We start from the raw sequence: 16,822 nt of genomic DNA, 5'->3' as shown, positions 1-16,822 counted from the left end.
GAAGCCTTGAGATTTGCCAATCTTCGGGATGCGCGGTCGTCGTCGGGCTTGAAACAGTCGGGAGCTGTAGATCCGCCCCTACGAACGGAGCTAGACCCATGTACATCAACCGGCTGGCCAAAACGGCTGCGGCCGCGTTTTTGGCCACGGCCATGCTTATCACCGCAAGTCCGGCACAGGCCCACCCGGCCCCTGAGGGGCCGTCGTCGGCCTCAAGCGACCTCTTCCCCCGGTTCTCCCTGACCCCAGGCCAGGCGATGGAGCTCCAGCGCCAGATCGACCAGCAGATTGCTGCCGCCCCAGGCGGCCGGCAGATCAGTCAGAACGAAGTTGCCTACGACGGCGGCCATGCCATCGTGACATTCAACATCCCAGGGAGGACAGGCTCTCCCGCTTCTTCGAAAGTTGCCGCGCCTGATGCTGTGACGTCAGATGTGAATGGCTGCCCCTACGGCGACTTCACACAGTGGAACTGCGTGTACGAGTTCGCGAACTTCAACGAAGGAACCAACGGCCGGCGGCTTCAGTTCAATGAGTGCGGCGGCCGCGACCTCAATACCTACAACTTCCGTGACAAGACGTCGTCCTGGGTCAACACGACCGGCAAGAAGGTTCATGTCAGCAACTTCACGACGACCGGGTCGCTGGTGCTGCTGTGGGAGGAGCCTAGCCATAGCAAGAGCTCTCAAGTCACTCCCGCGAATGACAACAAGGCGGACTACATCGACATTAGATGCTAACGAGGAAGCAGAATAGTTTGTCGCCCACGGAGCGATATTTTCCGCCCCGCTTCCCTGGGAGTCCGACGATGCAGACCGAGAATACCCGGCCTGTCGTGAATGAACGTCACAGAATCATCGGGATCACTTGCATATCCCGGGCAGCTAGGAGGCAGGAATGAAGAACAAGAGATGGCGCGCCTCCGTGGGCGCGATGACTGTTACCGCAGTAGCCGTCGGTATCTCTGCGGTATTTCCAACGCAAGCCCATGCGGCAGCGCCGTCGTTCCCTGGATGTTCTGTGATTGACGACTATGTCCAGTGGGAGTCTGATCAGTATGGCCGTTGGGTAGCAGCATTCATCAAATACAAATGCAACACCGGCAAGGACTACAGCTTTGCCGGCCGCCTCCAGCGTGTGACGAGCGGCGGACCGGAGAGAGTAGTCGATGGTGGGCACGGCGGTGTTGACACTGCTCCCTACCTCGGCTTCGGAAGTAACAACTGCACGACGACGGCGTCCACGACCTATTACGTGACCTACCAGCTTCAGATAGCCGGACAGGAAAAGCTCTACACAACACCAAGGCGCACACTGCCCTGTTACGCCTTAAGGTAAGTGCTCAGCCGGATCGGTTACGTCGATGGAGGAACTCATGTCAGTCGGTGAGAGTGCAGGCATGACTGCACTGCTGGCTCCAGATCACGCAGGTGCCGCCAGAGAAGGTTCCCCGGTCTTCCACACGGGCCTGTGGCTCAGCCCGAGCCGGACGCTGCTCTTCATCGCAGTAGTGGTTGAAGGAGAAGCGCCTTCGGCGCAACGCCCCTCAATCACGATTGACGGCAGCGAGGGGTTCAGGATCGACGGCTTCTCGTACGTCATGGGCTCCGCACCCCGAGGCGGCTTCACCTGGTTGCTACAAGCTGAGGTCGATCACGACAGCGCGCCGCTCCTGTCAGGCGGAACGCTGACCATGCGATACGGGAATGGTGAGTTCGAGTACAGCGCACCGTTGACGCGCTTCTCCTAGCCGCACGAATGAGGGGAGGGGCTGGCTTTCTAGACATGCCAGTCCCTCTTTTGGCGTTCGCGGCATATGGCCTCCTGAGCGGCCCCGCACCACGAGCCGGATCAGGTCTGAGCGGCTCCTTGGTGGACAGCCGCTCCGCTGGTGACGCGTGGTCACGACGAATGTGTCGCGGTAGGTGTAATGAGTTGGGGTCGGGGAGTCATAGGAGGGTGTGACGAACACGGAGGAAGCACCTCAGGATGCGTTCTGCCGTCTCTACGCCGAGACGTGGCCGGCCGTGCTCAAGTACCTGCGGAGGCGCTGCGGGGCAGATATGGCCGAAGACCTCGCGAACGAGGTGTATCTGATTGCCTGGCGGCGCTGGAGCGACGTACCGAGGCTGCGCGAGCTGCCGTGGCTCTACGGAGTCGCTCGGAACTTGCTGCTTGAGCGTTCGCGCAGGGAAAAGAGCGGCGAGGTCCTCGCACATCGGATCGCCCGAGAGCCAGCCGTACATGAGGATTTGGCCGCTGGCGTCGTAGACGCCGTCGAAGTTCGCCGAGCCCTTGCAAGCTTGCGGCAGAGAGACCGCGAGATCCTGCTGCTGTGGGCGTGGGAGGGGCTGGCCACCGCTGATCTGGGCAGGGCTCTGGGCTGTAGCGCCACGACTGCGGCAGTGCGGCTCTATCGCGCACGGCGCCGGTTCCTTGCGCAGTACTCCGTTGCGGATCATGACCCGACGTCCGACGCACTGGTCCGTACTGGACTGGGAAAGGCTGTGCACACTGATGAAGCCAACTGACCACTCTGTCGCTGACCTGATTCAATCGATCGACCCAGCCCAGGAGACCCCGGCGACACCCAGCACTGACGTCCTTCGCGAACGTGCACGCCAGTTGACGATCGCATCCTCGCCGCTCAACCCGCCTCGGCAGCGACGCCCGCGCCGGCTTGTACGCCCCGTGCTGATCGCGGCAGTCGGGATCGCAGCGCTCGCAGTCGCCATCCCTGCCCTGATCCCAGCTTCCACCCCCCAAGCCAAAGCAGCGACACCCCCGACGCTCACCTTCACCACCGACGCGCGGAGCAGCGGCGAGGTCCTACGGTCGATGGCCGCCGAACTCCGCAAACAGCCCGCAACTCCCCAAGCCACACGCCGGCACGGCGGCATCTTCACAACCGAGGGCTACTCGCTGAGCACCAGTGAAACCGCCAAGGACGCTGCCATCAGCGCCTGGTTCTCCAAGAAAATCACCACCGACATTGAAATCGGCTCAGACGGTACTGGCACGACGCGCACGACGACCGTGGGCCAGAGCCCGCATTTCGCGAACGAAGCTGACCGCAAAACCTGGACCGACAGCGCTGCCGGAGACGACCCAGGCAGCCAGACGACCACCAGTCCCACCCCCGCCGAGACGGCGGCCTGGTACACCCGGCCCGCTCTCGGCACGGACGCGTTCCTCAACAAGCTATTCACCCGTCAACCAGACCGATCGACAGACATGCTCTTGAACGGGATCGCGGAAAACCTAGGCTCCGCAGTGCTGGAGCCAGCACAGCGCGCGGCTCTGATGGATGAGCTCGCCTCCCGGAACGATGTCCGCTTCATGGGGGCCACCATCGATCGGGCTGGCCGGAAAGCCTACGGATTCGCTCACGATAGTGACCGTGCGGGCCTTCCCACACAGCATCTGCTGCTGATCAGTCCTGAAGGTGACCTCTTGTCCTACGAACAGGTACTTACTCGCGATGCGGGAAAACTCAACGTCGCCATCCCGGCAACGATCTCCTACACGCTCTACCTTTCAGCCACCTACCGCTAACAGCGGCCCGTAGGCTGGCGGAACACGTCAACCGCGCCGGCTGCCGCCGAAGGTCAGCGGCAGCCGAATCTCTCCCCACGACGATGCTCTTGTAGTACTTCTCCCGGAGAAGAGAAACTTGCTCGTTCGTCGTTCATTCGGCTTTGCGATCTGCCAGTGAACGGACGGGAGTTGTATCAGCGTCCGCACATCCGGGGGGAGTGGCCCCCGCCCGGTTAGCCGCGTAGACGACAGTGCGCTGTCCACTCTGTTGCACCGACCTGCACCCAGCCCGACAGCGTCTTCCGGTCATCCTTGTTGGCTGCGGCGAGAACGGGGGCTTAAGCAGCGTCGGACCCATTAGCGGCGCCGGTAACTCCGCCCGCTACGGTTCACTAACGCCGCTGGCCGCTCCGATGCTGCTCAAGCCCCTTACCGGCCGGACGTCCCGACCGCTCTTAGTCGCTCAGGTCAGATCGGTGCGGGCAATGTCGGCCGCACTGGGTAGGAACTGCGTCGGGACCCCGGCGCCGAACAGGAAGCTGCGCTGCTCCTCGAATCGATCCAGGGTCCGGCACTTCCTGGTGAGCATCTGCAGTACGTCGCGTGCGACGTCCGGATCGGTCTTCGCCAGCTGCAGGAGCTTCTCGGCTTCGGCCAGAAGGTCGTCCCACGCCGTACGGCGGCGCGGGGCAGGCTTGTCACCGCTGTAGACGTGGCGGGGGGCTGGTGGCTGGATCGCGGAGCCGAGCCGGCCTTCGGCGACGATGTCGCCGCGGGCTGCCAGGTCGAGAGCTGTCGCTGCCGCGGTCATCATGGCGTGCTGCTGCTCAGGATCCAGCACCTCGTACGGCGTCCAGACGTTCAGGCCGGCGCGCGGCGGCAGGCCGGTGGTTTCCCAGATCTTGGTCAGGGTTGCCCGTGGCCGGGTGTGGAGAGTCGAGGCCGCGAGGCTGACCTCGTCGAGCAGCGCACGTAGGAGGCGGAACCACACCGCAGCAGGCACTGCCCGGCCGGGCAGGTCCACGAAGCCTGTGGTGAGGGCGCTGTGGGTGTACCGCTCAAGCGTGGCCAGTGGTTCGGGGAGCGGTCGTGGTGGCATCGGCCGGCCGTCGTGCAGGAGGGAGTGGTAAGTCGCCTCGTACAGGTCATCGAGGTAGCAGCCGTGCACGCCGCAGCCGAGCTGCAGCGGAAGCCGCCACATCAAGTGTTGGCCCCGGCCGGGCTCGGTCAGGCAGACGGGGCAGGTGCGGTTGAGCGGCTTCGGCGGTTGCCACGGCCCAGCCCACCGGCGGGAGCGGCCCTCGGGGTCGTAGATGCGGGATTCGCCGAGCGGGAACAACACCGGGTTGTCCCGGATGTAGTTGTAGAACACCTGCAGCACGCGGTTGCTTCGCACGGGCGGGAGCTCGTCGCTCAGGCACGGTACCCACCCGGCCAGCGTCATCGCCTGCAGCCGCTCGACCGGTACGCCGGTGCGCTTGCTCAGCGCGGCCAGTACTGCTGGTGGCGGGTCGACGTCGAGGCGGTAGGCCGTGTACGGCTGAGCGACGGGCAGGTTCTGTGGCCCGATCAGTTGCTCGGTCGTCAGCCGGTACAGCACCGCGATCCGGTCCAGCCACGACGACAGCGACTCCAGCTGATCGGGCGGTGGATGCAGCGGCCATCGCACCGGCACCGTGTCAGCGGAGGGGTAGGTCATGTGAGCTCGCGCTCGAACAGGCGGCGCCGTTCAGTCGGTCCGGCGTAGGCCGCCTGCTGCAGTGTTGTCTGGTTGATCGATTCCTCACCGGTGACGATCGCGACCGTCGCGGCTTCGGTCAGAAGCGTGGCGAGTTCGCCGATCGTTCCTTCGCAGCGGGTCAGCAGGTACGACGTCATGTCCGGTGTGGCGATCGGCGACGGCCGGTGCAGCGGGAACGATGCGGCGAAGCTGGCCATGAGCGAGCACGCCTCGGCGGTCGGCTCCCACCGCGACAATGCCAGGGGTGCGAACCGGTTCTCCAGCTGGTCGTCGGCCCGGATCGCGAGGTACGCCTCGTGGGTACCGACACCGACCAGCGGGATCCGCAGCTCGTTGCCGAGGAACCGCAGCAGGTTCAGGAACTCGCGTCGCCGGTCACTGGTGCCGCCGAAGACGTTGTGCAGCTCGTCGATGACGAGCATCCTTACCCCGGCACCGCGCAGCAGCTGCAGCACGACCTGTTCCAGATGGGCGATCTGGTAGGTCTTGCGCAGCGGTGCGCCCAGCGCGGTCAAGATCGTGCTGTAGAACCGGGTCACCGAAGGATTCGACGGCATCTGCAGCGCCAGTACCGCGATCTCCTCGCGGTCGGTGTGCGAGATGACCGGGTGGTCGCGGCGGAACTTCTCGATGATCATTGACTTGCCGTTGTTCGTCGGGCCGATCAGCAGCAGGTTCGGCATTCGCTGCTTGGCCGGCCACGTCAGCAGCGTCTCCAGCCGCTGCAGTGCCTCGTTGGCGGCCGGATAGCCGATCCAGCGATCGGCCCGGACATACTCCAGCCGCTCACCTGCCGGAAGTTCGGCGATCGGCCGCACCGACTCGTGCAGGTGACTCAGATTGAAACCGCCTGCCTCCATTGCGGTCACCACTGCTCGATCACCTCGAACGGCTTGACCGCGCTTGGCGGGGTGTCTGCCGGTGGCAGTACGACCGGGGCGATGGCAGCCGTTACGGCGGTACGCCGCTCCCGGTCCCGCCGCGCCTTGCGGGTCGTCGCTGCGGCCGTGTCGGTGATGTCGCGCATCTGGGCCACCGTCGCGAACAGGGCCTGCTCGTCGACGTCGGCGCGGCCCTGCTCACGCAGGCGGCTGATCGCGGCCTGCTGCTCCCAGATGCTGATCGGCGGCCGCGACAGGATCCGGTACGGCACCGGCAGGTACGTCGTACCGTCTGGATCCAGTGCCCAGATCCGGGAGATGTCGCGCGGATCCCGGCGCAGCACGAACTTCCCGAGCTGGGCGCGCTGAGCAATCCACGGCTTGAGCGCGTCGCAGTAGTACTGCACGTGGTCGACCAGGAAGCCGCTGCGCGTGATGGTGCGCCGGATGACCGGCAGGAAATCGATCAGGAACGCGGTCTCGTTCGACACCATGCCCGGCGTGCCGTCCCGCTGCGCGAGCTCGGTCCAGACCGCGGCCGGTGTCCGGCTCAGGCCGTCGTGGATCTGGCCGTGGTAGTTGGCAACCGCCAGCACCAGCCATGCGTTCAGCTCGGTCATCGTCATGACCGCGCGGCCATCGGAGTCATAGGCGCCGCGCTCAGCGACGTTGGAGAACGTCGTACCGGGCAGCTCGTCGTGGACCAGGCGCATCATCGTGCCGATCACCCGCTCCACGATCCCGCCGAAATGCGGCAACCCCGGCGGCCGGTACGACACCTCGATGCCGTGCTGCTCACAACCCCGGCGCAGCGCCTCGCTCTTGAACTCCGAGGCGTTGTCCACGTATAGCTCGTACGGCTTCCCACCCATCGGCCACACCGCATCGACGCCCAACTGCTCCAGCCAGGCCTGCTTGTTCGTCACCATCCGCGCCAAGCACAGGCCGACCGACGTCGCCGAAGGAGCTTCGAGCGTGACCACCAGGCCGACGATGCAACGGCTCGCCACGTCGATCGCCACCGTCACGTACGGGCGGCCGATTGGAAGCCGATGCCGTTCGTCGACCACGATCACGTCGACCGGTGTGTGGTCCATCTGGACTTGCTGCAGCAGCTGCGTGATCGGTGGCGGTGCACCGCCGGCCGACTGCTTTGTCCGGGCAGCGTCACGTCCCTGCCGCGCCTGCGTAGCCTTCAGTGGATCCAGCTGCGCGACTCGTCGCAGCACCGTACCGCGCGACGGTACTTTCAGGCCGCGGACCCTGCACAGCCTGGTGATCTCACGGCAGATCGCCGCCACCGAGCGGCGCTGACAGGTGAGATACCGCGCCTGCAGCACCTGCTGGACGATCACCTCGACATCGTCGGGAAGACGGCTCCCGCCGCGGCCACCGGTGGATCGGCCCGGCAGCAGGTCCGACACCACCCCGCCGCCGGTACGCCACCGGCCCAGCAGCGCGTAGACCTGGCGCCGCGACAGCCCGAGCTCGGTCGCGGCCTCGTCCACAGCGGTCACGCTGGCCGCGTCGAGCGCGGCCAGGCGGCTGATCACCGCGGCTTGCCGTACGGCGGTCTCCCACAGCTCGTCAGACGCGGTCAGTACGCCGCGTTCAGATACTTCGCTCTCGCCCACGCGCCGTCTCCATGCCCGAAGCAACTACCGAGCTCGTGACGCTAGTGCAGACGGCTTCGGTACACCCTGATGACTCGCACGGTCAGTGCAGACGACTTCGGTACATCGCAATGACTCGAAGTCGTCTGCAAAGCGGCCACTTCGGAGCGGTAGATCTGTGCAGACGACTTCGAACATCGACAGCACCACAGGTCCCCGGCCCCAAGTAACTGTCTCCGGCCACTAGTGGTGGCCGGGGGCCGCAGCCGGGGCGGGCGGGGGCTGCGGGCGGGGGCGGGTGTGGGGTTTACAGGATGTCGAGGTCGCGCTCGATGGCGGCCAGCTCGGCCTCGGAGCCCTGGACCTTGGGGCCGGTGAACCAGCGGCGGGCGGAGGCGAACCAGTAGGTGGTCGCGAAGCCGAGCACGACGAGCACCGCGATCGGGGTGTAGTTGAAGTTGCTCCCGGTGACCGGGCTGACCTGCGGCAGCATGAACAGGATGGTGATGAAGACCACCCAGACGATCGCGATGACGCCGATCGGGCGGCTCCACCGGCCGAGGGACCACGGTCCGGGCTGGAAGTTGTTGCCCTGGATCAGGCGGAGCAGGGTCGGCAGCACATAGGCGATGTAGAGGCCGATCACCGCGATCGACGTGACAGCGGCGTACGCGGTGGTGTTCCACAGGTACGGCAGGCCGAGCACGAAGGCGCCACCGGCGGCCAGCCAGATCGCATTGGTTGGTGTGCGGGTCTTCTGGTTGATCTTGTGCCAGAGCGACGAGCCGGGCAGCGCGTTGTCGCGGGAGAAGGCGTAGATCATCCGCGAGTTCGCGGTCACCGACGACATCCCGCAGAACAGCTGCGCGCCGATCACGACGAGCAGCAGGATCTTGCCCAGCGTCGCGCCGACCGCATCGATGAAGATCTGCGCAGGCGGTACGCCGGTAGCGCTGTCGAGGGTGCCCTCGTAACTCTGGATCGCGAACGTCAGACCGATCAGCAGCACCCAGCCGGCGGCGAGCGAGACCAGGATCGACATCACGATGCCACGCGGGCCGGAGCGGGCCGCGTCGTGGGTCTCCTCGGTCATGTGCGCGGAGGCGTCGTACCCGGTGAAGGTGTACTGCGCGAGCAGCAGGCCGAGCAGGCCGACGTAGAAGGTGGAACCCCAGCCGGTGTTGTTGACGAAGTGGCCGAAGACGAAACCAGCCGACTGGTGCTTGTCCGGGATGATCACGAGCGCACCGACGATGAACAGCACGCCGACGATGTGCCACCACACGCTGATGTCGTTCAGCCGGGCAACCAGCTTCACGCCGAGCGAGTTGAGCAGCGCGTGCACCAGCAGGATGAGCCCGAACAGCAGGATCGTGTGGCCGGGTGATGCGCTGATGCCGAACTGCAGGTCGAGGAAGGCGTTCAGGAAGAACGCCGCGCCGAAGTCGATACCGGCTGTCACCGCGACCTGACCGAGGAAGTTGAACCAGCCGGTGAACCAGGCCCAGGCCGGTCCGTTCGACGGGGCGAGCTTGGCGGCCCAGTAGTACAGACCGCCCGCGGTCGGGTAGCTCGAGCAGACCTCCGCCATCGCCAGACCCACGAACAACGTCATCAGGCCGACGAACGGCCAGCCCCAGACGATCATCGCCGGACCGCCGGTGTTCATCCCGAACCCGTACAGCGTCAGGCAGCCGGACAGGATCGAGATGATCGTGAACGACACGGCGAAGTTCGAGAAGCCGGACATCGTCCGCGACAGCTCCTGGGCGTACCCGAGCTGATGCAGGCGTTGCTCGTCATCGGTCATCGGGGTCTTGTCTTGGCTCACAGGGTCCTCCTCGGCGACGCGGCGGGGAACTGCACGAGAGGCGCCCTCAATGGTCTAGCGGAAGACCATTGGTGTCAATGGATCAGGCGAGGAAGCCACGCAACAGCACCGCCGTACCGGACAGGTGTTCCCGCATGGCGGCGCGCGCGGCGGGCGCGTCGCCGGCCAGAATCGCGTCGACGATCGCCTGGTGCTGCTCGTTGGAGTGCTCGAGATTTCGTTCCAGCAAAGGGATTGCGTCGAGCAGCTCGTTCAACCGCATCCGTACGTCGGCCGTGGCCGAGGTCAGCGAGGCCGAGCCGGTGACCTCGGCGATCGCGAGATGCAGGCGAGAGTCGAACCGCCGGTAGTCGGTCAGTTTCGCGGCCTTGGAGTCGGCCAGGCACTGCCGGAGATGCCCCTCCTCGGCCGCGGTGAGAGTGCGGTTGGCGGCGACTTCGGCCGCGCCGGTCTCCAAGGCGATCCGCAGAACGAGGGCGTCGTCGAGTCCCTCACCCAGCTCGCGGGCGATCCGTTTGGCCGGTGTACGACGGGGTTTCGGCAACTGCTCGTTGACGAACGTCCCGCCGTACCGGCCGCGGCGGGACTCGACGTACCCGGCCTCGGTGAGCGCGTGGATCGCCTCCCGCAGGGTGACCCGGCTGACGTTCAGGCGGGTCGCGAGATCCCGCTCGGCCGGCAACCGGTCACCCGGCCTCACCACACCCAGCTTGATTGCCTGCAGCAAGCGCTCGACTGTCTCCTCGAACGGGTTCCCGGTCCGGACCGGCCGGAACACGGCATCGTCTGCAGGCGTAACCATGGGCTGAGCTTAGAGCGGGGTCACGTAGGCGCCGGAGATGCCGCCGTCGACGAGGAACGTGTTGGCGGTGATGAACGACGAATCGTCGCTGGCCAGGAACGCGACCGCGGCGGCGATCTCCTCCGGCTCGCCGAAGCGGCCCATCGGCACGTGGACCAGCCGACGTTCGGCCCGCTCCGGGTCCTTGGCGAACAGTTCGGTCAGCAGCGGCGTGTTCACCGGCCCCGGGCAGAGCGCGTTGACCCGGATCCCCTGCCGGGCGAATTCGACACCCAGCTCGCGGCTCATCGCGAGCACACCACCCTTGGAAGCGGAGTACGAGATCTGCGACGTGGCCGCGCCCATCACCGCGACGAAGGACGCGGTGTTGATGATGGAACCCTTGCCCTGGCGCTGCATGTACGGGATCGCCGCCTTGCAGCACAGGTACACCGAGGTCAGATTGACCTCCTGGACCCGTCGCCAGGCCTCGAGCCCGGTGTCCAGGATCGAGTTGTCGTCCGGCGGCGAGATCCCCGCGTTGTTGAACGCGATGTCGACGCTGCCATAGGTGTCGAACGCCTGCTGGAACAGGTTGTCGACCGCGGCCGCGTCGGTGACATCGGTGGCGACGAACAGCCCGCCGACCTCGTCCGCCGCGGCCTTCCCGGCGGCGGGGTCGACATCGCCGATCACGACCTTGGCGCCTTCCGCGGCGAACCGGCGTACCGTCGCCAGACCGATCCCGCTCGCACCGCCGGTCACCACCGCGACGCGCCCCTCGAGGCGGCTCGCCTTGACGTCAGTCATTCAGTCCTCCGTGCTGATGAAGATGTTCTTGGTTTCGGTGAACGCGGCCAGCGCGTCCGGACCGAGCTCGCGGCCGAGCCCGGACTGCTTGTAACCGCCGAACGGTGTCGAGTACCGCACGGACGAGTTCGAGTTGACCGACAGGTTGCCGGCCTCGACACCGCGGCTGACCCTGATGGCGCGACCGACGTCGCGGGTCCAGATCGACCCGGACAAGCCGTACTGGGAGTCGTTGGCGAGCCGCAGCGCGTCGGCCTCGTCCTCGAACGGGATGACGCTGACGACCGGGCCGAAGATCTCATCCGGTACGACGTAATCGAGTACGGTCGGCGGGAACCAGAACCCAGGGCCGCTCGGCGCATCCCCTTGGAACAAGGGATTCTCGACGTACGACGTCACGCGGTCGTGCTGCCGTTGGGAGATCAGCGGGCCCATCTCGGTCGCAGGGTCCGTCGGGTCCCCGACCTTGAAGTTCTTCACGGCCGGTTCGAGAAGCTCCAGGAAGCGGTCGTGAACGCTGCGCTCGACCAGGATGCGGGAGCGAGCACAGCAATCCTGGCCGGCGTTGTCGAAGACCCCGTACGGCGCCTGGGCCGCGGCCTTCTCGAGGTCCGCATCAGCGAAGACGACGTTGGCGGACTTACCACCGAGCTCGAGCGTCACGCGCTTCACCTGGTCCGCGCAGCCGGCCATGATCTGCTTCCCGACGGTGGTCGAGCCGGTGAAGACGACCTTCCGTACGGCGGGGTTGGTGACGAACCGTTGACCGACGACCTTACCTTCGCCGGGGATGACCTCGAAAACGCCTGGCGGCAGACCGGCTTCGAGCGCTAGCTCACCAAGGCGGATCGCGGTCAGTGGTGTGAGCTCAGCAGGCTTGAGGACGACTGTGTTGCCGGCGGCAAGGGCCGGGGCGAAACCCCAGCCTGCAATGGGCATCGGGAAGTTCCACGGGACGATGACGCCGACGACGCCGAGCGCTTCCTGGAAGGTGATATTGATGCCCCCGGCAACGGGAATCTGCTGGCCGAGCAGGCGTTCCGGGGCAGCGGAGTAGTAGGTGAGGACGTCGCGGACGTTGCCGGCTTCCCAGCGGGCGTTGCCGATGGTGTGACCGGCGTTCTCAACCTCCAACGCTGCGAGGTATTCGAGGTCGGCGTCGACCGCGTCGGCGAAGCTTCTGAGGAGCCGACCACGGTCGGCCGGCGTGACGTTTCGCCAGGTCTCGAAGGCTTTGGCGGCTCTCGCGATCGCAGCGTCGGCCTGCGCCTCGGTGGCGAGTTCGATCGGGCGGATGACCTTCTCGGTCGCCGGGTTGATCACGTCGTACGTCATGACTGCTGTCTCCTGGATGCATCGATCAGCGCGGTGAACAAGCGCAGATCCTCGGGGTTCTCCTCCGGGTGCCACTGCACGCCGAGCGCGAACGCGTGCCCGTCGACCTCGGCCGCCTCGACGGTTCCGTCACCGGCGCGCGCGGTCACTGTCAGCGCGGGAGCGACGGCGTCGAGCGCCTGGTGGTGGTAGCAGTGCACGCTGCTGCGATCCCCCAGGAGGCGTTCGGTCAGGCTGCCCGGTTCGACCTTGACCTCGGTGCGCCCGAAGACCGCGGGTGACGGGCGGTGCTCGTCGCTCGTGATCAGATCGGGCAGGTGCTGGTGAAGCGTGCCGCCGAGCGCGACGTTGAGCACCTGCAGACCTCGGCAGATCGCGAGCAGCGGCAGGTCGGCATCGAGCGCCGCCTGAATCAGCACCACCTCATGCGCGTCGCGGCCCGGCCGGGTGTCGACGGTCTCCGGATGCGGAGTCGCGTCGTACGCGGCGGGGTCGACGTCGCAGCCGCCCGCGATCACCAGCCCGTCGAGGATGTCGAGCACGGACGGGTCGGTGCCAACGGGTGGCAGCAGGATCGGTACGCCGCCGGCCTTGGCGACCGCGTCGAGGTAGACGCGGGGCAGGAGGGCAGCTTCACGCTGCCACACACCCCAGACGGTCGGTTCGAGATACGTGGTGATCCCGATCCGCGGCCGTCGGGCGTCAGAGGCGTTCGAAACCACGGATCCGCTCCCAGTCGGTGACAGCGGCGTCGTACGCGTCGAGCTCTACGCGGGCTGCGTTCGTGTAGTGGTCGACCATCTCGTCGCCGAAGGCCTCGCGAGCAATGACCGAGCCGGTGAACAACGCCGCTGCTTCTCGTAGCGTGGACGGCACGTGCTCTTTGTCGGACGCATAGGCGTTGCCCTCGAGCAGGGGCTCGAGCTCCAGCTCGTTCTCGATCCCATGCAGACCGGCCGCGATGATCGCGGCGACGGCCAGGTACGGGTTCACGTCACCGCCGGCCAGGCGGTTTTCCACTCTCAGCGACTCGCCATGGCCGACAACTCTGAGCGAACAGGTCCGGTTGTCGACGCCCCACGCAACAGCGGTCGGCGCGAAGCTGCCAGCGACGAAACGCTTGTAGGAGTTGATGTTCGGCGCCAGCAGGTAGGTGAACTCCGAAAGGCACGCGAGCTGGCCGGCGATGAACCGCTCCATCAGCTCCGAGAAGCCATGGTCACGATCCCCCGCGAGTACGGCGTCTCCGTCGGCCGACCGGAAACTCACGTGGATATGGCACGAGTTGCCCTCGCGCTCGTCGTACTTCGCCATGAACGTCAGGCTCTTGCCGTGCTGGGCGGCGATCTCCTTCGCCCCGGTCTTGTAGACCGAGTGGTTGTCACACGTTGTGAGCGCGTCGTCGTACCGGAACACGATCTCGTGCTGCCCGAAATTGCACTCGCCCTTGGCCGACTCGACGTACAGGCCGGCGCCGGTCATCCCGTTGCGGATCGCGCGCAGCAGCGGCTCGACCCGGCTGGTGCCGAGGAGCGAGTAATCGACGTTGTACTGATTGCCGGGCGTCAGGCCCTGGTAGCGCTTGTCCCACGCCGCCTCGAACGTGTCGTCGAAGACGATGAACTCCAGCTCGGTACCGACGTACGCCTCCAGCCCCCGTGCCGCCAGTCGCTCCAGCTGCTTGCGGAGGACCTGGCGCGGTGAGGCGACGACCGGCGTACCGTCCAGCCACTCCACGTCACACAGCACCATCGCGGTGCCCTCGAGCCACGGGACCAACCTGAGCGTCTCGAGATCCGGCGCCATCACGAGGTCGCCGTACCCGCGCTCCCACGACGACATCGCGTACCCGTCGACCGTGTTCATGTCGACGTCGACCGCGAGCAGGTAGTTGCAGCCCTCGGTCCCGTGCGGGAGGACCTCCTCCACGAAGTACCGGGCGCCACACCGCTTCCCCTGCAACCGCCCCTGCATGTCGGTGATCGCCACCAGGACGGTATCCACCTGGCCGCCCGCCACCAGATCCCGAAGCTCCTGCACACCCAGCTGACCGGTCACGGCGGCTCCTCAGTCCAATGGTCTACCGACGGTCCATTGACTCAAGTGCCGGGGCAGATGTCAATGCAGGGTGGCCGTGATCAGGTCGACGCCGAGATCAAACTTCACGCCGTCGGGATTCGTCAGCCCGGCGTCGTCGTACCAGCTCTGGTCCGCCTCCGGGTGCGGGCCGACCACGCCGACCCGGCCCTCGCCGTACGGCGCAGTGAGCGCGGCGACCGTGCCGTTGTCGTACCGCGCGATGACGGTCGTGTCCGGCTTGAGGTCGATGAAGGCGGTGCCGTCCTGGAAGAAGACGTGACGTGGTTTGTCGCGCCAGGTCAGCGCGATCACCGTGTCCGCCTCGCCCTGCACCGTCGCGCCGGGCGTGTCGATGTAGCCGTCAGTCGTCGCCGGCACCAGGTCGAACCCTTCGGATCCGGCCAGATAAGCACCCATACAAATCCCCAGGAACCGGCCCCCGCCCCGCACCCAGTCCCGTACGGCGTCCGCCGTGTCCCGGATGTCGTCCCACGCACCCGCGATGTCCTGCCCGCCGCCCGGCTGCACGTAGAGCGCCGCCCCCGCCAAAACCTCCGGTGTGACCTTCACCTTCTCGCCAGGTCCGACGTACACGATCTTCGCCGACCGATCCCACGCCAGCACCAACGCAGCCGCCGCCTCCGACAACTCAGGCCCCGAAGCCACCCCGCGATAAACCAGCACCCGCCGCCGCGGCTCCCGCCACCCACACCCCGCCGCCACCGCCGCAACAGCGGCCACCACGGAGAACCGCCGCCGAGTCATCACCCATCCAACCTAACGGCCTCGCGTCGGCGATCCGGCGTACCAACGGACGGGTAGTGGTCGGCCCAACCGCGACCGCCACGACGTGCGACCGCGCCCAGATGCCGCTCGGCGACGACTACTACCCGCCCTTCGGTACATGTCGCAGGCCGTGGTTGATCTCCATGGTGGCCTCAGTCTGCGTCGGGGCCTACGCGGCCGTGGAGGTGGGCGGCGTGGTGGTGCCGTGACACTGAGCGGTCAGGGAATCGCTATGCGCGGTGCGGGGTGGTGCGGAAAATCGGGGGATTCGGCCGCACCGCCCAGCGGCCCGCTTCTGGAGGACGCTTTATGCGATCTTTCGTCACTCGTCCCCGCGCCTTGGCCGTGTTGCTGGCCGGTGGGGCGCTTGCTTTCAGTCCGCTTGGTGGTACGGCGACCGCGCAGCTGCCGGTCGAGCACACTGCTAACCCGTGTTTGACGCCGGCCGAGGGGCCGGTTGCTCGTGGTGGGTTCGGGAAGGACCACCGGGACCTTTCCGCGTCGGAGCAGCAGTCGATCGAGGCCAAGACGGCGGCGATCTTGAAGGCCAAGGCGGCGCGCGGGTTGGCGCCGAAGGCTGGGAAGCTGGCGGCCGCGACGGTGCCCGTCTACTTCCATGTGATGCGGAGCAGCAGCGGTGCCGGCGATGTCACGGCGACGCAGATCAACCAGCAGATCGCCGAGCTGAACGACAACTTCGGCGGCGGGGAGTCGAGTCAGGCGGCGAACACCGGGTTCACGTTCACGCTGGCCGGCACCGACCGGTTCAACAACGACACGTGGCACACCGACGGCCAGAGCACGACGTACCGGGCGCAGACCCGCAAGGGTGGCAAGAACGCGCTGAACATCTGGCTGCTCGACTTCAGCTACCTGGGGATCGCGACGTTCCCGTGGGACTACGCGTCGAACCCGAGCATCGACGGGATCCGGGTGCAGTACTCCTCACTGCCGGGTGGTTCGGCGACGAACTACAACCTCGGCAAGACCGCGACCCACGAGGCCGGGCACTGGTTCGGGCTCTACCACACGTTCCAGGGTGGCTGCACGAGCACGAACGACTCGGTCAGCGACACGCCCGCGCAGAGCAGCTCGTCGAGCGGCTGCCCGACCGGCCGGGATTCCTGCTCGCTGGCTGGCGTGGACCCGATCCACAACTACATGGACTACTCCTACGACTCCTGCTACAACCAGTTCACCCCGGGTCAGAGCACCCGGATCAGCAACATGTGGACGGCGTACCGGGCCTGACCGGAACAGGCCGCCAGATAGCGGTTTGCCCTTTGGGGCGTCTAGGCTGCCGCCGATGCGTTTGCTTCTGACGGCCTGGGGGAACCCCGCAACAGTGGGTGCGCGGCCACTGAAAGCGAACGACACCAAACAAAAAAAAGGCGGGGGGGCGATTATCACAGGAAAAACAAAAGCAGG

16 protein-coding genes are annotated in these 16,822 nt (G+C 66.3%); 6 read left to right on the top strand and 10 right to left on the bottom strand.

Annotation, left to right across the window (positions count from 1 at the left end; translation table 11 throughout):
• The first annotated feature begins 98 nt into the window (after window positions 1-98).
• The 5 genes from ACFVWG_RS13995 to ACFVWG_RS13975 all read left to right on the top strand — a co-directional run bounded on the left by ACFVWG_RS13995 (window position 99) and on the right by ACFVWG_RS13975 (window position 3,555).
• On the top strand, window positions 99-740 hold the full coding sequence (locus ACFVWG_RS13995; protein WP_391543620.1) for a hypothetical protein: 642 nt from the start codon (window positions 99-101) through the stop codon (window positions 738-740).
• Between the two features lie 157 nt (window positions 741-897).
• The gene (locus tag ACFVWG_RS13990; protein WP_391543619.1) at window positions 898-1,338 is read left to right on the top strand and encodes a hypothetical protein; all 441 of its coding nucleotides are present in this window, start codon (window positions 898-900) and stop codon (window positions 1,336-1,338) included.
• 61 nt (window positions 1,339-1,399) lie between these two features.
• Window positions 1,400-1,750: a hypothetical protein gene (locus ACFVWG_RS13985; protein WP_391543618.1), complete on the top strand. Its 351-nt coding sequence runs from the start codon at window positions 1,400-1,402 to the stop codon at window positions 1,748-1,750.
• A gap of 211 nt (window positions 1,751-1,961) precedes the next feature.
• Window positions 1,962-2,531: an RNA polymerase sigma factor gene (locus tag ACFVWG_RS13980; protein WP_391543617.1), complete on the top strand. Its 570-nt coding sequence runs from the start codon at window positions 1,962-1,964 to the stop codon at window positions 2,529-2,531.
• Between the two features lie 160 nt (window positions 2,532-2,691).
• On the top strand, window positions 2,692-3,555 hold the full coding sequence (locus ACFVWG_RS13975; RefSeq protein ID WP_391543616.1) for a hypothetical protein: 864 nt from the start codon (window positions 2,692-2,694) through the stop codon (window positions 3,553-3,555).
• Window positions 3,556-4,000: 445 nt separating this feature from the next.
• Here the strand turns inward: ACFVWG_RS13975 and ACFVWG_RS13970 are convergent, their stop codons facing one another.
• The 10 genes from ACFVWG_RS13970 to ACFVWG_RS13925 all read right to left on the bottom strand — a co-directional run bounded on the left by ACFVWG_RS13970 (window position 4,001) and on the right by ACFVWG_RS13925 (window position 15,373).
• Window positions 4,001-5,236 (bottom strand): TniQ family protein, encoded by a 1,236-nt coding sequence (locus ACFVWG_RS13970; protein ID WP_391543615.1) that lies wholly within the window; start codon window positions 5,234-5,236, stop codon window positions 4,001-4,003.
• Complete coding sequence (locus tag ACFVWG_RS13965; RefSeq protein WP_391543614.1) at window positions 5,233-6,138, bottom strand: TniB family NTP-binding protein; 906 nt, start codon at window positions 6,136-6,138, stop codon at window positions 5,233-5,235. Before ACFVWG_RS13965 ends, ACFVWG_RS13970 begins: the two co-directional genes overlap by 4 nt.
• A 5-nt stretch (window positions 6,139-6,143) precedes the next feature.
• The gene (locus ACFVWG_RS13960; protein ID WP_391543613.1) at window positions 6,144-7,793 is read right to left on the bottom strand and encodes a Mu transposase C-terminal domain-containing protein; all 1,650 of its coding nucleotides are present in this window, start codon (window positions 7,791-7,793) and stop codon (window positions 6,144-6,146) included.
• A 286-nt stretch (window positions 7,794-8,079) separates the two neighbouring features.
• A complete protein-coding gene (locus ACFVWG_RS13955; protein ID WP_391543612.1) occupies window positions 8,080-9,603 on the bottom strand; it encodes an amino acid permease in 1,524 nt (507 codons plus the stop codon).
• An 82-nt stretch (window positions 9,604-9,685) separates the two neighbouring features.
• A complete protein-coding gene (locus ACFVWG_RS13950; RefSeq protein ID WP_391543611.1) occupies window positions 9,686-10,405 on the bottom strand; it encodes a FadR/GntR family transcriptional regulator in 720 nt (239 codons plus the stop codon).
• 9 nt (window positions 10,406-10,414) lie between these two features.
• On the bottom strand, window positions 10,415-11,194 hold the full coding sequence (locus ACFVWG_RS13945; protein ID WP_391543610.1) for a 3-oxoacyl-ACP reductase: 780 nt from the start codon (window positions 11,192-11,194) through the stop codon (window positions 10,415-10,417).
• Entirely contained in the window at window positions 11,195-12,529 is a 1,335-nt protein-coding gene (locus ACFVWG_RS13940) for an aldehyde dehydrogenase family protein (protein WP_391543609.1), read from the bottom strand.
• Window positions 12,526-13,251 carry a gamma-glutamyl-gamma-aminobutyrate hydrolase family protein gene (locus tag ACFVWG_RS13935; protein WP_391543608.1) on the bottom strand — a complete coding sequence of 242 codons (726 nt, stop codon included), beginning with the start codon at window positions 13,249-13,251 and terminating at the stop codon, window positions 12,526-12,528. The genes ACFVWG_RS13940 and ACFVWG_RS13935 overlap by 4 nt, the downstream gene beginning before the upstream one ends.
• Entirely contained in the window at window positions 13,232-14,587 is a 1,356-nt protein-coding gene (locus tag ACFVWG_RS13930; RefSeq protein WP_391543607.1) for a glutamine synthetase family protein, read from the bottom strand. Before ACFVWG_RS13930 ends, ACFVWG_RS13935 begins: the two co-directional genes overlap by 20 nt.
• Before the next feature lie 60 nt (window positions 14,588-14,647).
• Window positions 14,648-15,373, bottom strand: a complete 726-nt coding sequence (locus tag ACFVWG_RS13925) for a BPL-N domain-containing protein (protein WP_391543606.1) — start codon at window positions 15,371-15,373, stop codon at window positions 14,648-14,650.
• Window positions 15,374-15,703: 330 nt separating this feature from the next.
• Between ACFVWG_RS13925 and ACFVWG_RS13920 the strand changes: the two genes are divergently transcribed.
• Complete coding sequence (locus ACFVWG_RS13920) at window positions 15,704-16,645, top strand: zinc metalloprotease (protein WP_391543605.1); 942 nt, start codon at window positions 15,704-15,706, stop codon at window positions 16,643-16,645.
• The last annotated feature ends 177 nt before the right edge of the window (window positions 16,646-16,822 follow it).

Source organism: Kribbella sp. NPDC058245 (assembly GCF_042882005.1).
GTDB lineage: Bacteria > Actinomycetota > Actinomycetes > Propionibacteriales > Kribbellaceae > Kribbella.
Note: the sequence above shows the minus strand (reverse complement) of the source record. Positions and strands in the feature narration are given on the sequence as shown.